This is a genomic window from Pseudomonas mercuritolerans, assembly GCF_025706525.1.
In the GTDB taxonomy this organism is placed as follows: domain Bacteria; phylum Pseudomonadota; class Gammaproteobacteria; order Pseudomonadales; family Pseudomonadaceae; genus Aquipseudomonas; species Aquipseudomonas mercuritolerans.
In genome coordinates, this window is the sequence record NZ_JAMSHA010000001.1 from 154,019 (window position 1) to 170,075 (window position 16,057).

The 16,057-nt window shown below is 60.0% G+C and carries 15 protein-coding genes; 9 read left to right on the forward strand and 6 right to left on the reverse strand.

Features of this window, described 5'->3' with window-relative positions; translation table 11 throughout:
- Positions 1-95: 95 nt before the first annotated feature.
- The 6 genes from dctP to ND528_RS00715 all read left to right on the forward strand — a co-directional run bounded on the left by dctP (position 96) and on the right by ND528_RS00715 (position 6,621).
- Positions 96-1,091, forward strand: a complete 996-nt coding sequence (gene dctP, locus ND528_RS00690; protein WP_137213323.1) for a C4-dicarboxylate TRAP substrate-binding protein DctP — start codon at positions 96-98, stop codon at positions 1,089-1,091.
- A 62-nt stretch (positions 1,092-1,153) separates the two neighbouring features.
- Positions 1,154-1,786, forward strand: a complete 633-nt coding sequence (locus tag ND528_RS00695) for a TRAP transporter small permease (RefSeq protein ID WP_016774320.1) — start codon at positions 1,154-1,156, stop codon at positions 1,784-1,786.
- Positions 1,783-3,066: a C4-dicarboxylate TRAP transporter large permease protein DctM gene (gene dctM / locus ND528_RS00700; protein ID WP_041480541.1), complete on the forward strand. Its 1,284-nt coding sequence runs from the start codon at positions 1,783-1,785 to the stop codon at positions 3,064-3,066. The genes ND528_RS00695 and dctM overlap by 4 nt, the downstream gene beginning before the upstream one ends.
- Before the next feature lie 83 nt (positions 3,067-3,149).
- Positions 3,150-4,100, forward strand: a complete 951-nt coding sequence (locus ND528_RS00705) for a TAXI family TRAP transporter solute-binding subunit (RefSeq protein ID WP_110645770.1) — start codon at positions 3,150-3,152, stop codon at positions 4,098-4,100.
- Between the two features lie 71 nt (positions 4,101-4,171).
- Positions 4,172-6,199 (forward strand): TRAP transporter permease, encoded by a 2,028-nt coding sequence (locus ND528_RS00710; RefSeq protein ID WP_212616089.1) that lies wholly within the window; start codon positions 4,172-4,174, stop codon positions 6,197-6,199.
- A complete protein-coding gene (locus ND528_RS00715) occupies positions 6,196-6,621 on the forward strand; it encodes a DUF1850 domain-containing protein (protein ID WP_212616088.1) in 426 nt (141 codons plus the stop codon). Before ND528_RS00710 ends, ND528_RS00715 begins: the two co-directional genes overlap by 4 nt.
- Here ND528_RS00715 and ND528_RS00720 read toward each other — a convergent pair whose 3' ends face one another.
- The 4 genes from ND528_RS00720 to ND528_RS00735 all read right to left on the reverse strand — a co-directional run bounded on the left by ND528_RS00720 (position 6,622) and on the right by ND528_RS00735 (position 10,571).
- Entirely contained in the window at positions 6,622-7,356 is a 735-nt protein-coding gene (locus ND528_RS00720; RefSeq protein WP_024012583.1) for an NADPH-dependent F420 reductase, read from the reverse strand.
- Between the two features lie 61 nt (positions 7,357-7,417).
- A complete protein-coding gene (locus ND528_RS00725; protein WP_263469348.1) occupies positions 7,418-7,849 on the reverse strand; it encodes a MarR family winged helix-turn-helix transcriptional regulator in 432 nt (143 codons plus the stop codon).
- A 141-nt stretch (positions 7,850-7,990) separates the two neighbouring features.
- The gene (gene dctA / locus ND528_RS00730; protein ID WP_263469349.1) at positions 7,991-9,298 is read right to left on the reverse strand and encodes a C4-dicarboxylate transporter DctA; all 1,308 of its coding nucleotides are present in this window, start codon (positions 9,296-9,298) and stop codon (positions 7,991-7,993) included.
- Positions 9,299-9,401: 103 nt separating this feature from the next.
- Positions 9,402-10,571, reverse strand: coding sequence for a mandelate racemase/muconate lactonizing enzyme family protein (locus tag ND528_RS00735; protein ID WP_024012582.1), 1,170 nt, complete (start codon positions 10,569-10,571; stop codon positions 9,402-9,404).
- A gap of 98 nt (positions 10,572-10,669) precedes the next feature.
- On the opposite strand from ND528_RS00735, the gene ND528_RS00740 reads away from it, so the two are divergent.
- The gene (locus tag ND528_RS00740) at positions 10,670-11,545 is read left to right on the forward strand and encodes a LysR family transcriptional regulator (protein WP_024012581.1); all 876 of its coding nucleotides are present in this window, start codon (positions 10,670-10,672) and stop codon (positions 11,543-11,545) included.
- Positions 11,546-11,607: 62 nt separating this feature from the next.
- On the opposite strand, the gene ND528_RS00745 is transcribed toward ND528_RS00740, so the two are convergent.
- Positions 11,608-12,498, reverse strand: coding sequence for an MBL fold metallo-hydrolase (locus tag ND528_RS00745; protein WP_137213318.1), 891 nt, complete (start codon positions 12,496-12,498; stop codon positions 11,608-11,610).
- Positions 12,499-12,624: 126 nt separating this feature from the next.
- On the opposite strand from ND528_RS00745, the gene ND528_RS00750 reads away from it, so the two are divergent.
- A complete protein-coding gene (locus ND528_RS00750; RefSeq protein ID WP_263469350.1) occupies positions 12,625-13,608 on the forward strand; it encodes a GlxA family transcriptional regulator in 984 nt (327 codons plus the stop codon).
- A 427-nt stretch (positions 13,609-14,035) separates the two neighbouring features.
- Here ND528_RS00750 and ND528_RS00755 read toward each other — a convergent pair whose 3' ends face one another.
- Positions 14,036-15,004 carry an oxidoreductase gene (locus ND528_RS00755; RefSeq protein ID WP_263469794.1) on the reverse strand — a complete coding sequence of 323 codons (969 nt, stop codon included), beginning with the start codon at positions 15,002-15,004 and terminating at the stop codon, positions 14,036-14,038.
- Positions 15,005-15,091: 87 nt separating this feature from the next.
- Between ND528_RS00755 and ND528_RS28205 the strand changes: the two genes are divergently transcribed.
- A complete protein-coding gene (locus tag ND528_RS28205) occupies positions 15,092-16,012 on the forward strand; it encodes an AraC family transcriptional regulator (protein WP_263469351.1) in 921 nt (306 codons plus the stop codon).
- Positions 16,013-16,057 lie beyond the last annotated feature (45 nt).

Below are 16,057 nucleotides of genomic sequence, written 5' to 3' on the forward strand. Positions count from 1 at the left end.
CAGATATTTCTGCCTAGACTTGAACATGTCTCGGCACTTGAACGCGTTCAGCGCGTCGAGCGGTCATCACAATAAAAACAAGAGGAATCACCCAGATGCTCAGATCTCTGTTCAGCGCACTTGCCTGCGCTTTGGCGGTAAGCAGCATGAACCCGGCCATGGCGGCAGACCCGGTGATCATCAAGTTCTCGCATGTGGTCGCTGACCAGACGCCCAAGGGGCAAGGTGCGTTGCTGTTCAAGAAACTGGTCGAGGAACGCTTGCCGGGCAAGGTCAAAGTCGAGGTGTACCCCAACTCCTCGCTCTTTGGTGACGGCAAGGAAATGGAAGCCCTGTTACTCGGCGATGTACAGATGATTGCGCCGTCGCTGGCCAAGTTCGAGCAGTACACCAAGTCAGTGCAGTTGTTCGACCTGCCCTTCCTCTTCAATGACATCAACGCTGTCGACCGCTTTCAACTGAGCCCGCAGGGTCAGGGCCTGCTCAAATCCATGGAAAGCAAAAACATCACCGGCCTGGCTTATTGGCACAACGGCATGAAACAACTGTCGGCCAACAAGCCACTGCGTGTGCCCGCTGATGCGCGCGGCCTGAAGTTCCGCGTGCAGGCCTCGGCGGTGCTGGAGGAGCAGTTCAAGGCGGTGCGCGCCAATCCGCGCAAGATGAGTTTTGCCGAGGTATACCAAGGCCTGCAGACCGGTGTGGTCAACGGGGCGGAGAATCCTTACTCGAACATCTACAGCCAGAAGATGCATGAAGTGCAGAAATACATCACCGAATCCAACCACGGTGTACTGGACTACATGCTGATCACCAACACCAAATTCTGGAACGGCCTGCCGCCCGACGTGCGCAGCGAACTGGACAAGATCGTCGTGGAAGTCACCACCCACGTGAACAAGGAAGCCCAGCAACTGAACGAGGGTGACAAGCAGCGGATCATTGCCGCCAAAACCACGGAAATCATCACGCTTACGCCAGAAGAACGTGGGCAATGGCGCGACGCGATGAAACCGGTGTGGAAGAAATTCGAAGGCGAAATCGGCGCTGAGCTGATCTCTGCTGCCGAAGCCGCAAACCAGGCGCAATAATCGCAAGGCAGGCGCCGCTGCGTCGGCGCCTGCCCGTCTTCACTCGACGTGAGATGCCATCCATGAAAGCGCTTCGGCGAATCTGGGAACACTTCGAGGAAGGCTTCATCGTCTTCCTTCTGGCGGCCATGACCCTCGTCACGTTTGTCTACGTGATCCTCAATAACTTCTACAGCCTGTTTTACTGGCTCGCCGATCATTGGCCGGCGGCCAGTGTTCCGCTGTTCGCTGTTGGCGATCAGATCATGGGCATGGCGCAGGCCATGACCTGGAGCACTGCCCTGACCAAAGCGCTGTTTGGCTGGCTGATTTTTTTCGGCCTGGCCTATGGCGTGCGCACCGCCGGGCATATCGGTGTCGACGCACTGGTCAAACTGGCGCGCAGATCGGTACAGCGTTACATCGGCATCCTCGCCTGCCTGTGCTGTCTGGCCTACGCGGGGCTGCTCGCCGTCGCCAGCTTCGAATGGATCGAAACCTTGATGAACGCCGGTATCGGTGCCGAGGATCTTGGCCATTTCGGCGTCATGCAGTGGCATGTCGGGTTGATCGTGCCGCTGGGCTTCGCGCTGGTGTTCATCCGCTTCGCTGAAATTCTCCTGCGCATCCTGCTCAATCGTCAGACCGGCCTCGGCCTGGCCGATGAGGCGGCCGACGCGCTGAAACTTGCCGAACACGAGGAAGACAAGCCATGACCATTGCCTTCCTGTTCGTGGCCCTGTTCGCCTTGATGTTCATCGGCGTGCCGATCGCCATCTCGCTGGGCCTGGCCGGCTCCTTGACGATCATTTTCTTCAGTCCCGACTCGGTGCGCTCGCTGGCGATCAAACTGTTCGAGACCTCGGAACACTACACGCTGCTGGCCATTCCGTTTTTCCTGCTGGCAGGGGCCTTCATGACCACCGGCGGCGTCGCCCGCCGGCTGATCGACTTCGCCAACGCCTGTGTCGGGCATATTCGCGGCGGCCTGGCCATCGCGGCGGTGCTGGCCTGCATGCTGTTCGCCGCCCTCTCCGGTTCAAGTCCCGCCACGGTCGCTGCGGTGGGCTCGATTGCGATTGCCGGGATGGTCCGTTCCGGCTACCCGCAAGCGTTCGGCGCAGGGATCATCTGCAACGCCGGTACGCTGGGCATCCTTATCCCGCCGTCGATCGTGATGGTGGTTTACGCCGCCGCTACAGAAACTTCCGTGGGCAAGCTGTTCATGGCCGGCGTGGTGCCTGGCCTGCTGCTGGGCACGGCATTGATGGTGGCGATCTACATCGTTGCGGTGAAGAAAAATCTCCCCGCCTTGCCGCGTGCGACGCTTCGCGAGTTTCTGAGTACGGCACGCCAGGCAATATGGGGCCTGTTGCTGATGGTGATCATCCTCGGCGGCATCTATTCGGGCATGTTCACCCCGACCGAAGCTGCCGCAGTGGCAGCCGTCTATTCGGCCTTTATCGCTCTGTTCGTCTACAAGGATCTGACCTTTCGCGAGACACCGAAGGTTCTGCTCGACTCGGCCAAGCTGAGCATCATGCTGATGTTCATCATTGCCAACGCCATGCTGTTCGCCCACGTGCTGACCACCGAACAGTTACCCCAACAAATCACTGCCTGGGTGATCGACGCCGGCCTGACGCCGGTGACGTTCCTGCTGGTGGTCAACATTGTCCTGTTGATTGCCGGCGCGTTCATGGAACCGTCGGCGATCATCCTGATCCTGGCGCCCATCCTTTTTCCTATCGCGATGAAACTGGGCATCGATCCGATTCACCTCGGCATCATCATGGTGGTCAACCTTGAGATCGGCCTGATCACGCCACCGGTGGGCCTGAACCTGTTCGTGACCTCGGCGGTGACCGGCATGTCCTTGCCCGCCACAGTCAAAGCCGCGATGCCTTGGTTGTCGATTCTGCTGTTGTTCCTGATCCTGATTACTTACGTGCCGTGGATCTCACTGGTGCTGCCGAACTGGCTGGGGATGAACTGACGTCGTGACGATCACGTTCAGCCGGGACCGGCTAGAGTGCAATCACTCTGCTTAAAACCATAACAAGACGGAGAAGTGCCCCCATGCGAGTCAAAACACGCTTTGCCCTGCTGGCCGCCGCCACGCTGACCCTTAGCAGTGCTGCGCAGGCCGCGCCCGTGTTCATCAATATCCTCACCGGCGGAACCAGTGGGGTTTACTACCCGATCGGGGTCGGTCTGTCGCAAATCTACAGCGACGGTATTGCCGGCTCGAAGACATCGGTGCAGGCCACCAAAGCGTCGGTAGAAAACCTCAACCTGCTACAGGCCGGTCGCGGCGAATTGGCCCTGGCTTTGGGCGACTCAGTGGCCGACGCCAAAAACGGCGTGGAAGACGCCGGCTTCAAAACACCACTGACCAAGTTGCGCGCCTTGGGCGGCGCCTATCCCAATTACATCCAAATCGTCGCCAGCAAAGAGTCGGGGATCAAAAGCCTCGCCGATCTCAAGGGCAAGACCATCTCGGTAGGCGCCCCAAAATCCGGCACCGAATTGAATGCGCGGGCGATATTCAAAGCGGCCGGCCTGACCTACGAGGACATGGGCAAGGTGCAATATCTGCCGTTTGCCGAATCGGTGGAATTGATCAAGAACCGGCAACTGGACGCCACCCTGCAATCGTCAGGACTGGGCATGGCCGCCATTCGTGACCTGTCGTCGGTGATGCCGCTGAACTACGTGGCTATCCCGAGCGAAGTGGTGGCAAAAATCGGCAATCCGGCCTATCAGAGCGCAATGATCCCGGCCAACACCTACGACGGACAGGCCGAAGCCGTGCCCACCGTGGCAATCACCAATATTCTGGTGACCCGCGCCGACCTGCCGGATGACGTCGTCTATGACATGACCCGCCTGCTGTTCGACAACCTGGGGCGCTTGGGTAACTCCCATTCGGCGGCCAAGGACATCAAGCTGGAAGCGGCTGCGAAAAACCTGCCGATCGCGCTGCACCCCGGCGCCGAGCGCTACTACAAGGAAAAAGGCGCTTTATAAGCGCTTGTGCGCAGTGGCGTGACGGCCACTGCAGCGTCGATTCCTTTGTGTGGTCATGAGGAAGGCAGCCAATGAGTGACGAGCATCACGGTATTTCCGCGAACCCACGGGACTGGCCGAAAACCCTGTTTTACGTAGCGTTGCTGTTCTCGATTTTCCAGATCGTCACCGCAGCCTTTTCACCCCTCTCCAGCCAGGTGCTGCGTGCGGTGCACGTCGGTTTCCTGCTGTGGGTGGTGTTTCTCAGTTATCCGGCACACGGCACAGACCGTCCGTGGCAACCGCTGGCGTGGCTGCTGAGCCTGGCCGCCATCGCTACCGCGCTGTATCAATGGGTGTTCGAGGCCGATCTGATCCAGCGCTCCGGTGATCTGACGTCGGCCGACCTGGTTATCGGCATCGTGTTGATCGCTCTGGTTTTCGAAGCCGCACGACGAGTGATGGGCATCGCGCTGCCGGTGATTTGCGGGCTGTTCCTGGCGTACGGTCTGTTCGGGCAATACCTGCCCGGCGAACTGGCCCATCGCGGCTACGGTTTCGACCAGATCATCAACCAGCTGTCGTTCGGCACCGAAGGGCTGTACGGCACGCCGACCTACGTATCGGCGACCTACATTTTCCTGTTCATCCTGTTTGGCGCGTTCCTTGAGCAGGCCGGCATGATCAAGCTGTTTACCGACTTCGCCATGGGCTTGTTCGGGCACAAGCTGGGAGGCCCGGCGAAAGTGGCCGTGGCCTCGTCGGCCTTGATGGGGACAATTACCGGCTCCGGGATTGCCAACGTCGTCACCACCGGCCAATTCACCATTCCGCTGATGAAGCGCTTTGGCTATCGCGCCGCGTTCGCCGGCGGCGTGGAAGCCACCTCCAGCATGGGCAGCCAGATAATGCCTCCGGTGATGGGCGCGGTCGCCTTCATCATGGCTGAAACCATCAATGTGCCCTTCGTCGAAATCGCCAAGGCGGCGCTGATTCCGGCCCTGCTGTATTTCGGTTCGGTATTCTGGATGGTCCATCTGGAAGCCAAGCGCTCCAACCTCAAGGGCTTGCCCAAAGACCAATGCCCCAGCGCTTGGGGCGCGGTGAAAGCCCGCTGGTATTTGCTGATTCCTCTGCTGGTCCTGGTTTACCTGCTGTTTTCCGGGCGCACACCGCTGTTCTCGGGCATGGTCGGCCTGGCATTGACTGCCATCGTGATTCTTGGCTCGGCGATCATTTTCCGGGTGCACAGCTTTGGCCTGCGCTGTGCGTTCTGGATTGCACTCGGCGTGCTCTGCACAGGTTTTTTCCAGCTCGGCATCGCGGTGATTTTCGCGGTCATTGCCGTCCTGGTGCTGGTCTGCGCTTTCATCAAGGGAGGTCGCGAAACGCTGCTGATCTGCCTGCACGCGCTGGTCGAGGGCGCCCGCCACGCGGTACCGGTGGGCATCGCCTGCGCACTGGTCGGCGTCATTATCGGCATCGTTTCGCTCACCGGCGTCGCTTCGACGTTTGCCGGCTACATCCTCGCCATCGGCCGCGACAACCTGCTGCTGTCGCTGATCCTGACGATGATCACCTGCCTGGTGCTGGGGATGGGCATTCCGACCATTCCCAACTACATCATCACCAGCTCGATCGCCGCGCCCGCCCTGCTGGAGCTGGGCGTGCCACTGATCGTGTCGCACATGTTCGTGTTCTACTTTGGCATCCTCGCCGACCTGACCCCGCCGGTCGCCCTCGCCTGTTTTGCCGCCGCACCGATCGCCAAGGAAAGCGGCTTCAAGATCAGCCTGTGGGCCGTGCGCATTGCGCTGGCCGGTTTCGTCATCCCGTTCATGGCGGTCTACAACCCGGCACTGATGCTGCAAGGCGACAACCTGTGGGCGACTGCCTACATGCTGATCAAGACTCTTCTGGCGGTTGGTCTCTGGGGCATGGCATCTACCGGTTTTCTGCAACAGAAAATGCTGCTTTGGGAACGTTTGCTGAGTCTCGGTGCGGGCGCTCTGCTGATCGTGGCACTGCCCGTGACCGATGAAATCGGCTTCGCACTCGGGATTCTGGTAATCGTGCAACACGTCTGGCGCTCGCGGCGCGCCGCAGCGGCCAATGCATGATCGGCTTGTGCCTGGGTCTGGCCGGCAGTATCTGGGCACAGTTGCCGGTAGCGAACTTCACCCTGGCATGGAACCACAGCATCGAAAAGATCCGCTGGGAGGAAGACTACCGCGTCACGGCCCAAGGGCTGGTTCTTGAGCAGGCCAGGGTTCGCGGCAACGGCGCTGGCATGGAGATACCCGACGATGCCCGGCTGGAGAACGGCAGTTGGCATTTCCGACGCCACTTGCCGCCGCTGCAACCACTGCAATTGGGCCGAACCCCGCAGGCCGGCGATTACCAGTTATGCATGGATGGCGAGTGCGAACTGGTCAGCCGATGGGTTGGGCCGGCCACTGTCAGCGAGCCGTTTTTGCAGTTGTGGGGGTGTGAGATGACCACGCTATCGCCTTCGCATGAACGCCAAGCCGCTCATTTCTAATCAAGCGGTCATTTCCCGATTGATCGCAACCATCTGCTCGCGGGTGAACTCAGTGCCGGGCGCCATGAATCGGGCCATCAACCCATCGCGGTTCAGCGGCGCGCGGGCCTTGTCCGCAGCTTCGAGCGCTTGCTTCAGTTCCGGCAAGGTCAGTTCGGTGCAGTAAGCCGGGGTCCCGGGTTGTTGACGCCATGACTCCTGAAGGCTGCCCGCAGCGAGCGCGGTGAATCCGGTTTCTTCGACCAGATCCTGTGCGATCGCCTCGGCACGCACATCATCGCCGGCGACTGGCAAGGCGATGCGAGTTGCGGATTCGGCAGGTTGACCTTGATCGGCCAGCGTAGCGGCGAGTACGGCATTCCACGCTTTGATCAGCGGGCGGCCGATCTGCTCGCTGACCCAGACGCTTTCAGGCTTGCCCTCGTCCACTTCCTTGATCGCCCCGTCACGCTGCGGATAGTAATTGGAGGTATCGATGACCACGACTTGCTCGGGAACCTGGCTCAGCGTCTGCTTCAAATCAGGGTATCGGGCGAAGGGAATCGACAGGATGATCACATCGACATCGGACACAGCCTGCTCTTTGGTGACAGCCTTGGCACCGACTTCTTCAGCGAGTGCCTGAATGCTTTGCGGGTCTTTCGAGTTGGCCAGTTTGATCTTATGACCGCACGCAGCCAGCTTGCGCGCCAGTGTTGCGCCGATGTGGCCGGCGCCGATAATTCCGATGTTCATTTCAAAACCCTCTCTGTTACGTGTGTTATCGCCCGGTTGAGCGCGCTTTTGGACGGTGGGCTCAGTCAGCCGCCGGATGGGCAAGCGCATCCAGCGTCAGACGAAGCGCCTCAATCCCCTGCTCATCAAGCTGGCAGGCCGTCTTGATCTTGCCGGTGATGGCTCTGATGTCGTCTTCCATGGCCCGGCTTTCGGGCGTCAGGTCGATCAGCACGCGGCGCTCGTCTGCCGGATCGCGCTTGCGCGTGACCAATCCGGCGCCTTCCAGACGTTTGAGTAGCGGCGTGATGGTTCCCGCGTCCATGGCCAGGTAAGTGCCGAGTTCGCCCACAGACAACGGCGCGCCATCCAGAAGCTGCAGGATCACCAGATACTGCGGAAAGGTTAAGCCGAGTGGTTCCAGATACGGCTTGTGCAAGCGCACGACACGGTTAGCGGCGGCGTAGAGTGAAAACGACAGCTGCGTTCCCACGTGATTTCGGTTCGAGCTCATTTCATAGTTCGCTATTGTATAGTGCACTATATATTTCATGAGTACGAAAGGAGTGTCAACCCAGGCAGCCCGTGCGGTGTCGATCAGCACCTCTGTCAGCGATCCGGATCGCCAACAGAGGTGCTAATCGCCACGCTTGGTTTACTTGTGCGCCAGCAGCGCCTTGCGTGCAGCCTTGGCGTGTTTCATGGCAGCGATTTCCCGCTCGCACGCTTCGACATCGAAGGAGTTGTCCCACTTGGCAATGGCAATGGTGCCGATGCCGTTGCCGATCAGGTTGGTCACCGCTCGCGCCTCGTTGAGGAAGCGGTCGATGCCCAACAGCAACACCAGGCCCACCAGAGGTATGGAGTGAATGGTGGTGAGCGTGGCCGCCAAGGTCACGAATCCTGCCCCCGCCACACCGGCCGAACCTTTGGAGGTCAGCAGGAACACGCCGAGCAGGATCATCTGATCCATGAAGGTCAGCGGCGTGTTGGTCGCCTGGGCGATGAAGATCGCCGCCATGGTCAGGTAAATGCAGGTGCCGTCCGCGTTGAAGGTGTAGCCCGTCGGCAGGACCATGCCGACCACGGATTTCTTGCAGCCGAGCTTTTCCAGTTTGACCATCATTCGCGGCAGTACCGCTTCGGTCGAACAGGTGCCCAGGGTGATCAGGATTTCATCCTTGAAATAACGCAGAAACTGCATCAGCGGCATGCCCGACCATCGCGCCACCGCGCCCAGTACCACGACGATGAAGATCAGCGTGGTGATGTACAGCGCGACCAGCAACTGCCCCAACGACAGCAGAGTGCCGATGCCGTATTTACCGATAGTGAACGCCATGCCGGCCCCCGCGCCCAGCGGCGCCAGACGCATGACCATCGCGACGATTTTGAACAGACCTTGCAGGAACAGATCGATGGTGTTGATCAGCGGTTTGCTGGTTTCGCCCATTTGCACCAAGGCGACGCCCATCAGCACCGACAACAGAATCACTTGCAGCATGACGCCATTGGAGAAAGCACCGAGGAAGGTGTGCGGAATGATATTGAGGAAGAATTCGACGAGGCCGCCCTGCTCGCTCGCCGCCTGGCTGTATTTGTTGACAGCGCTGCCATCGAGGGTGCCGGCGTTGATATTCATGCCGGCGCCGGGCTTGACCACGTTGACTACGATCAGGCCGACCACCAGTGCGATGGTGGAAAGAATCTCGAAGTAGATCAGCGCTTTCACACCGATGCGGCCGACCTCCTTGATACTGCCCATCTTGGCGATACCGACCACTACCGTGCCGAAAATAATCGGCGCCAACAGCATCTTGATCAGCTTGATGAAACCGTCGGCAAACGGCTGCAGCTTGGCGCCGATGTCCGGCACGAAGTAACCGATGGCAGCGCCGATGACGATGCCGATCAGCACTTGCACATAGAGCTGGCTGTACCAGCGTGATTTTGAAGTATCCACGGAAGCACCTCATTTTATTGTTGTGGTGGGCATGTGGCTTTGGCGTCGAGGATGACGCCTGAAGCTGCGGCCTCGGCAAAACGAGGCCGCAGGTGAAACCGAATCAGCCCTCGCCCAGTTCGCGCATGACGGCATACAGCGCAGATTTGGCTTCGAAGCCGACACCCGGGATATCCGGCAGCCCGACGTAGCCGTTTTCCACGCGAATGCCATCGGCAAACCCGCCGAATGGCTGGAACACGTCCGGGTACGATTCGTTGCCGCCCAAGTGCAGACCGGCGGCGATGTTCAACGACATCTGGTGACCACCATGCGGCACCACGCGGCGCGAAGACCAACCCAGCTCTTCCATCACTTTCAGCGTGCGCATGTACTCGACGAGACCGTAGGACAGCGCGCAGTCGAATTGCAGGTAGTCGCGGTCAGGGCGCATGCCGCCGTGGCGCAACAGGTTGCGGGCATCCTGGTGAGAGAACAGGTTTTCGCCGGTGGCCATCGGCAGTTCGTAGTGATTGGCCAACTCAGCCTGGAGCGCATAATCCAGCGGGTCGCCGACCTCTTCGTACCAGAACAGGTTGTACTTCTTGATCGCTTCGGCGTAGGCGATACCGGTCTGCAGATCGAAGCGGCCGTTGGCGTCGACCGCCAGGCGCTGGCCGTCGCCCACCACTTCGAGCACCGCTTCGATGCGGCGGATATCTTCGTCCAGCGGCACCGCGCCGATCTTCATCTTGACCACGTCGTAGCCACGATCCAGATAGCTCTGCATTTCGGCCTTGAGCTTGCTCTGGTCCTTGCCCGGGTAGTAATAACCACCCGCCGCATACACCCAGACTTTGTCATCGGCGACGCCGTTGCGATAACGATCGGCAAGCAGGCGATACAGCGGCTTGCCTTCGATCTTCGCTACCGCATCCCACACCGCCATATCGATGGTGCCGACCGCTACTGAACGCTCGCCATGCCCGCCCGGTTTTTCGTTGGTCATCAGGGTTTTCCAGATGGCGAACGGATCGAGGTTATTGTTCTCGTGATCGATCAGGGTTTCCGGGTCGGCTTCAGTGATCCGCGCCAGAAAACGATCGCGCATCAACGCGCCCTGGCCGTAGCGACCGTTGGAGTTGAAGCCGTAACCGATGACCGGTTTGCCGTCGCGAATCACGTCGGTAATGACCGCAACGACCGAGCAGGTCATCTTCGAAAAATCGATGTAGGCATTGGCGATCGGGGAAGCAATGGAGACGGTTTTTTCACGGATATCGACGATACGCATGACGGGTTCCTCTTGTTGTGGTGACCCAACGTTATGCTTTGCGACGACACCCGCCCAATGCTATTAATGCCGCGCCCTATGCACAGGAGGCATTGCCCTTGGAACTGGTTTGGCTTGAGGATTTTTCAGCACTGGCCGAGTACGGCAGCTTTGTCCGGGCCGCCGAAGCGCGCCATGTGACGCAGCCGGCGTTCAGTCGCCGAGTGCGCTCGCTGGAGAACTGGATGGGTGTCGAATTGTTCGTGCGCACACCGCAAGGCGCGACGTTGACCGAGGCCGGCCGGCAGATTTTGCCCAGCGCCCAGGAAGCTGCCAGACGCCTGTACCGCATGCGCTCCGAGGCCCAGGAAGTGGCTGGCATGGCGGCGAAAACCTTGCAGTTTGCTGCCACTCACTCGCTGTCATTCACCTTCTTCCCACGCTGGTTGCGCAGCGCCGAAAGTGGCGCGCCGATCGATGCGGTTCGTCTGCATTCCGACAGCATGGCCGTGTGCGAACAGATGCTGATTCATGGCCAGGTGCAGTTCCTGCTGTGCCATCGCCACCCCGACGTTCCGCCATTACTGGCGCCTGATCAGTTCATTGGCAAGAAGGTCGGCGAGGACGTACTCGTGCCGCTGGCGAGTGCTTCAGCCCAGTTCGGCACGTCGCCTGAAACCCTGCCCTATCTGGCCTACACCCACGAATCCGGCCTGGGCCGAATCGTCGCCCACAGGTTGCATGGCAAGGCTGATTATCTGCACCTGAAACCGCTGTTCAGCAGCCACTTGGCCGCAGTGCTGATGTCGATGGCGCTGGAAAGCAAAGGCGTCGCCTGGCTGCCGAAAAGCCTGACGGAACAGGAAATGGCTGACGGGCGTCTGGTCAGGGCACTGGATGAAAGTTGGGATATTCCACTGGAAATCCACCTGACTCGCCCGACGGCACCGATCAGCCCTTCGGCCGAGGAATTCTGGGCGAAGCTGGGGGAGTGATATGCCAGTCAGCCTCTTGAGCCTGGGCGCGTCGGCGACACGCCCAGGCAGGCCTGAATCAATCAGAACTGCAACGCAGCACCGTCAGCCGGGATATCCACGCGGCTGTCGATGCCGTGCTTTTGCACATAGCTGCGCAGCTCGTCACGGGTCAGCGACATGTGGTTGATCGCGTCCATGTGCACGGCGACGATTTTTGCGTCTTTCGCTACCTGCGTCGCTCGCAGTACATCTTCCTCGCCCATGATGATCGAGCCTTCGTAACCGCTCATTTTCGCTTTGCCGGCGTTAAGCACAATCACCTCAGGCTGGAATTTCTCGATGGCCTGATCGACTTCCGGGCGCCAGATGGTATCGCCGGCGAGATAGAGTGTTTTGTAGCCGGGCGCCTGGAACACCACGCCCATGGCTTCGCCCAGCGGTTTGGCGAGGGCCGGCACGGCATACATTTCGTCAGTGCCGTGCTGGCCGCCGGTTTTGCTGATCTTCACGCCGCCGAACTCAGCCTCGTTCGTCAGCACGCGCACGTTCTTGAAGCCTTGCGAGCGGATCAGTTGCGCATCTTCTTCATGCTGGGCGAACAGAGGGATGTCTTTGGGCAGCGCTTTCTGTGCCGCGTCATCCCAGTGGTCCAGGTGCGTATGCGTGACGATAACGGCATCGACGCCCGCAATCACCTGCTCCGGGGACTCAGTCAGGTCGACCAGCGGGTTACGCAGGTTGCTGCGGTAGGTATTTTCGAACCCTGGGTACGCGCCCTTTTTCGCCAGCATCGGATCGATCAGAAAGGTCGTGTCGCCGTAGGTGATCTTCACCGTGGCATTACGCACTTGCTGCAGATTCAGCTTGTGTGCAGCTTCAGGGTTTGCCCGCGTTTCTGTCTCTGCGAAGGCCGGTGCGGTAGCAGCGGCGCAAGCAATGCTCAGGGCAAACGGTAGAGTCTTGAGTGTCATCGGAATCATCCTGTTATTTATGAATGGGTCCATTTTTGCTGAAGCCTGGCGCAGCCAACAATGGCCTGAAAGACATATATCGATATAATCGGGCCAACCCGATAGTGTGCAACCGAGATTTGTTTTATGCCCCCCATTCGCGTTGCTGTTCTGGCGTTCGACGGCGTCAGCCTGTTCCACCTGTCGGTGCCGGGCATCGTACTGGCGACGGCGAATCCAGCGTCGACTGAGCCTCGTTACCAGATCAATTACTGCGCGGAAGTACCCGGCATGGTCGCCAGTGACCAAGGCATCGGCCTGGCGGTCGCTCATGGCCTGGAATTGATGGCGGCGTCCGACGTCATCATCATTCCGGCATGGGGCGATCAATCGATCACTGCTTCGGCAGCGCTTGTACAGGCGCTGCAGAATGCCCACGCCGAAGGCAAATTGATCGTCGGTTTATGCCTGGGCGCGTTTGTGCTGGGCGATGCCGGGTTGCTTGATGGCAAGGAAGCCACGACGCACTGGGCGGCGCGCGACGAGTTTGCCAAACGCTTTCCCATGGTTCGCTTTCGCCCCGAGGTGTTGTATGTCACCGACGACAATCTGATGACCTCAGCGGGCACCGTAGCGGCCATCGACTGTTGTCTGCATCTGGTGCGCCAGCGGTTCGGGGCTGACGTGGCCAATCACACGGCGAAAATGCTGGTCACGCCACCGCACCGGCAAGGCGGCCAGGCGCAATACGTCGAGCACCCGGTGCCACAGCTCTCAAGCGAAACGCATCTGGCTGAAGTTCTGGATTGGGCGCGCATGCATCTGGGTGAAAATCTGTCGCTGGACCTTTTGGCGGAGAAAGCCCGAATGAGTCGCCGCACTTTTACCCGGCGCTTCAAGGAAACCACCGGTACGACAGTATTCAAATGGCTTAACGCCGAGCGTGTGATCAAAGCGCAGGCGTTACTGGAAACCACGGATTTGCCGGTTGAATGCATTGCCGGGGAAGCCGGGTTTGGCACGCCGCTGTCGTTGCGGCAGCAGTTTGCGGCGCACTTGGGAACTTCGCCGTCGGACTATCGGAAGATGTTTTGTCTTGGGGTGAAGCGCGAAGGCGGTGCACGGGCGTGACGAGCAATTTTTGGGGTCGACTTGATTCCGGCGGCGCGGCAGCCCCTCACCCCAGCCCTCTCCCGAGGGAGAGGGAGCCGATTCGGGTGCTGTTCTAGAACTGAGTTCGGCTCGGTATTTCAGGTCGGCGAATTTCTACTAAACACCTCGGTCAGTCCCCTCTCCCTCCGAGGAGAAGGTCAGAGCCGATTTGGGTGCTGTTCAAAACCTGAGTTCGACCCGGTATTTCAGGTCGACGTTTCTCTGCTAAACCACTCGGTCGGTCCCCTCTCCCTCCGAGGAGAATGTGAGAGCCGATTTGGGTGCTGTTCAAAACCTGAGTTCGACCCGGTATTTCAGGTTGGCGAATTTCTACTAAACACCTCGGCCAGTCCCCTCTCCCTCCGGGAGAGGGTTAGGGTGAGGGGCTTTTGGCCTTTGACTCGATTCATGCCACCGTGAGCCCTGTCCATAGCTCCGAAACCGCCCAGAGTCGCTCAGCCAGCTCAGCATCCGCCGCCCATTTCGCAACACCCTTGCGGCCTGCTTCCGGTTCATTGATCGGGGCAACATTGCAGTCTTCGCAATACACACCACCCAAATCCGCAAGCACTGCACTGGTCGCGCACCACAACCCCGTCGCCGCGCCTTGCTCGACAGTTTTCATCCCATTGTGCGCATCCAGCCGTGGCCGGCCCTGCTCATCCAGCGCGTCGAATGCGGCAAGTTCCTCTGTGCTGAGGTGCCGTGCCAGATCCGTCAGAATCTGCCCCGGATGCAATGAAAACGCGCGAACGCCATGGCTACGCCCGCGCCGGTCGAGTGCGATGGCAAACAAGGCATTGGCCGTTTTCGATTGGCCATACGCAACCCATTTGTCATACGGCCGCTGTAAAAAATCGATGTCGTCAAAATCCACCCCGGCAATCTGATGCCCGCGCGAGGACACCGACAGCACCCGCGCCTGCCCAGCCCTTACCAGCGCGGGCCAGAGGCCGCAGGTCAGGCGGTAATGACCAAGATGGTTGGTCGCGAACTGGCTTTCATGGCCATCGGCATCGCGCAGCAACGGCGCGGCCATGATTCCGGCGCAGTTGATCAGCAAGGACACTGGCTGCCCCGCGCTGACCACGCTTTGGCTGAACGCCGCCACCGATTCAGCCTGCATGAGGTCCATGGGCAGCACGCGGACGCCGTCAACACCGGCCAATGCCACCTCTGCCCGCTCCGTATCTCTGGCCGGCACAATGACCTGCGCCCCTGCCGCAGCGAGGCTTTTCGCCGTCAGCAGACCCAACCCGGAATAGCCGCCGGTGACCACAGCGAGTTGCCCGCGCAGATCGATGCCCGCCATGACTTCAGCGGCTGTGCTGGCGGCGTTAAACGGTGATTGCACAGGTTGTTGGAGCGTAGCCATGGGCGTAATCCTGAGTGAGCTATCGAAGGCCTTCATTCTTGGCTAAGCTCTCGGGACGAACCAGTCTGATAAATCCAGGTTTCTGTCGTGATCATCCAAAATCCTGCCGGCGATCCACTCTCTGCCGTATTGGCGCTCTCGGAACTGCGCGCAGCCTGCTCGGTTCGCTTGCAAGCGGGGGGCGTCTGGGCGCTGCGTTTCCAACCCATCGAACTGAAATTCAACATGGTGCGACGAGGCGCATGCTGGCTGTGCATGCAAGGCGCGCCGGCGCGACTGTTGCAGGCCGGCGACTGTTTTGTGGTGTCGCGCACGCCGTTCATTCTGGCCAGCGGCGCCGACGTCGAGGCGGTGAATGCAGCGGAGGTTTTCGCCCATGACGAAGCCTCGGCGACCTTTGGCGTCGGCGAGGAAGTCGAGTTGCTGGGCGGCAGCGTGTCGCTATCGGGACCCGGCGCAACCGAACTGCTCGATGTGCTGCCGACCTCGCTGATCATTCGTGCCGAAACCGCAGGCGCCTCGTCGTTCGGTTGGCTACTGGATGAACTGGGGCGCGAGTGGCCGTCGCATCAGCCTGGCTCGCAGGCGATGTGCAACGACCTGCTGCGGCTGATCTTCATCCATGCGCTGCGCCACCACATCAACAGCGCGGATGCCGAACAACTGGCGTGGCTGGGCGGACTGCGGGAACCGGCGATTGCCGGCGTGTTGCGCGCCGTTCACGGTGCTCCGGAAAAGGCCTGGCGACTGACGCAAATGGCCGAGATTGCCTGCATGTCGCGTTCGGGTTTCGCTGCGTTATTCAAAACTTGCATGGGTGTAGCGCCGGTCGAGTACGCCACGCGCTGGCGGATGCGCGTGGCCGCGTTCCGCTTGCGCAATGGCCGGGACAACGTGACAACGGTCGCCGCGTCACTGGGCTATCTGTCCGACGCGGCGTTTGGCGCTGCATTCCGCCGCGTGCACGGAATATCGCCGGGGCAATACCGTCGCGATCCATTCTTATAGACCGATGATCGAGGTTATGATCGCGACAACCGCCGCCAAGGACAT

Coding starts and splice junctions, on each gene's coding strand:
- dctP (WP_137213323.1), top strand. CDS start 96: ATGCTCAGATCTCTGTTCAGCGCACTTGCCTGCGCTTTGGCGGTAAGC.
- ND528_RS00695 (WP_016774320.1), top strand. CDS start 1,154: ATGAAAGCGCTTCGGCGAATCTGGGAACACTTCGAGGAAGGCTTCATC.
- dctM (WP_041480541.1), top strand. CDS start 1,783: ATGACCATTGCCTTCCTGTTCGTGGCCCTGTTCGCCTTGATGTTCATC.
- ND528_RS00705 (WP_110645770.1), top strand. CDS start 3,150: ATGCGAGTCAAAACACGCTTTGCCCTGCTGGCCGCCGCCACGCTGACC.
- ND528_RS00710 (WP_212616089.1), top strand. CDS start 4,172: ATGAGTGACGAGCATCACGGTATTTCCGCGAACCCACGGGACTGGCCG.
- ND528_RS00715 (WP_212616088.1), top strand. CDS start 6,196: ATGATCGGCTTGTGCCTGGGTCTGGCCGGCAGTATCTGGGCACAGTTG.
- ND528_RS00720 (WP_024012583.1), bottom strand. CDS start 7,356: ATGAACATCGGAATTATCGGCGCCGGCCACATCGGCGCAACACTGGCG.
- ND528_RS00725 (WP_263469348.1), bottom strand. CDS start 7,849: ATGAGCTCGAACCGAAATCACGTGGGAACGCAGCTGTCGTTTTCACTC.
- ND528_RS00735 (WP_024012582.1), bottom strand. CDS start 10,571: ATGCGTATCGTCGATATCCGTGAAAAAACCGTCTCCATTGCTTCCCCG.
- ND528_RS00745 (WP_137213318.1), bottom strand. CDS start 12,498: ATGACACTCAAGACTCTACCGTTTGCCCTGAGCATTGCTTGCGCCGCT.
- ND528_RS00750 (WP_263469350.1), top strand. CDS start 12,625: ATGCCCCCCATTCGCGTTGCTGTTCTGGCGTTCGACGGCGTCAGCCTG.
- ND528_RS00755 (WP_263469794.1), bottom strand. CDS start 15,004: ATGGCTACGCTCCAACAACCTGTGCAATCACCGTTTAACGCCGCCAGC.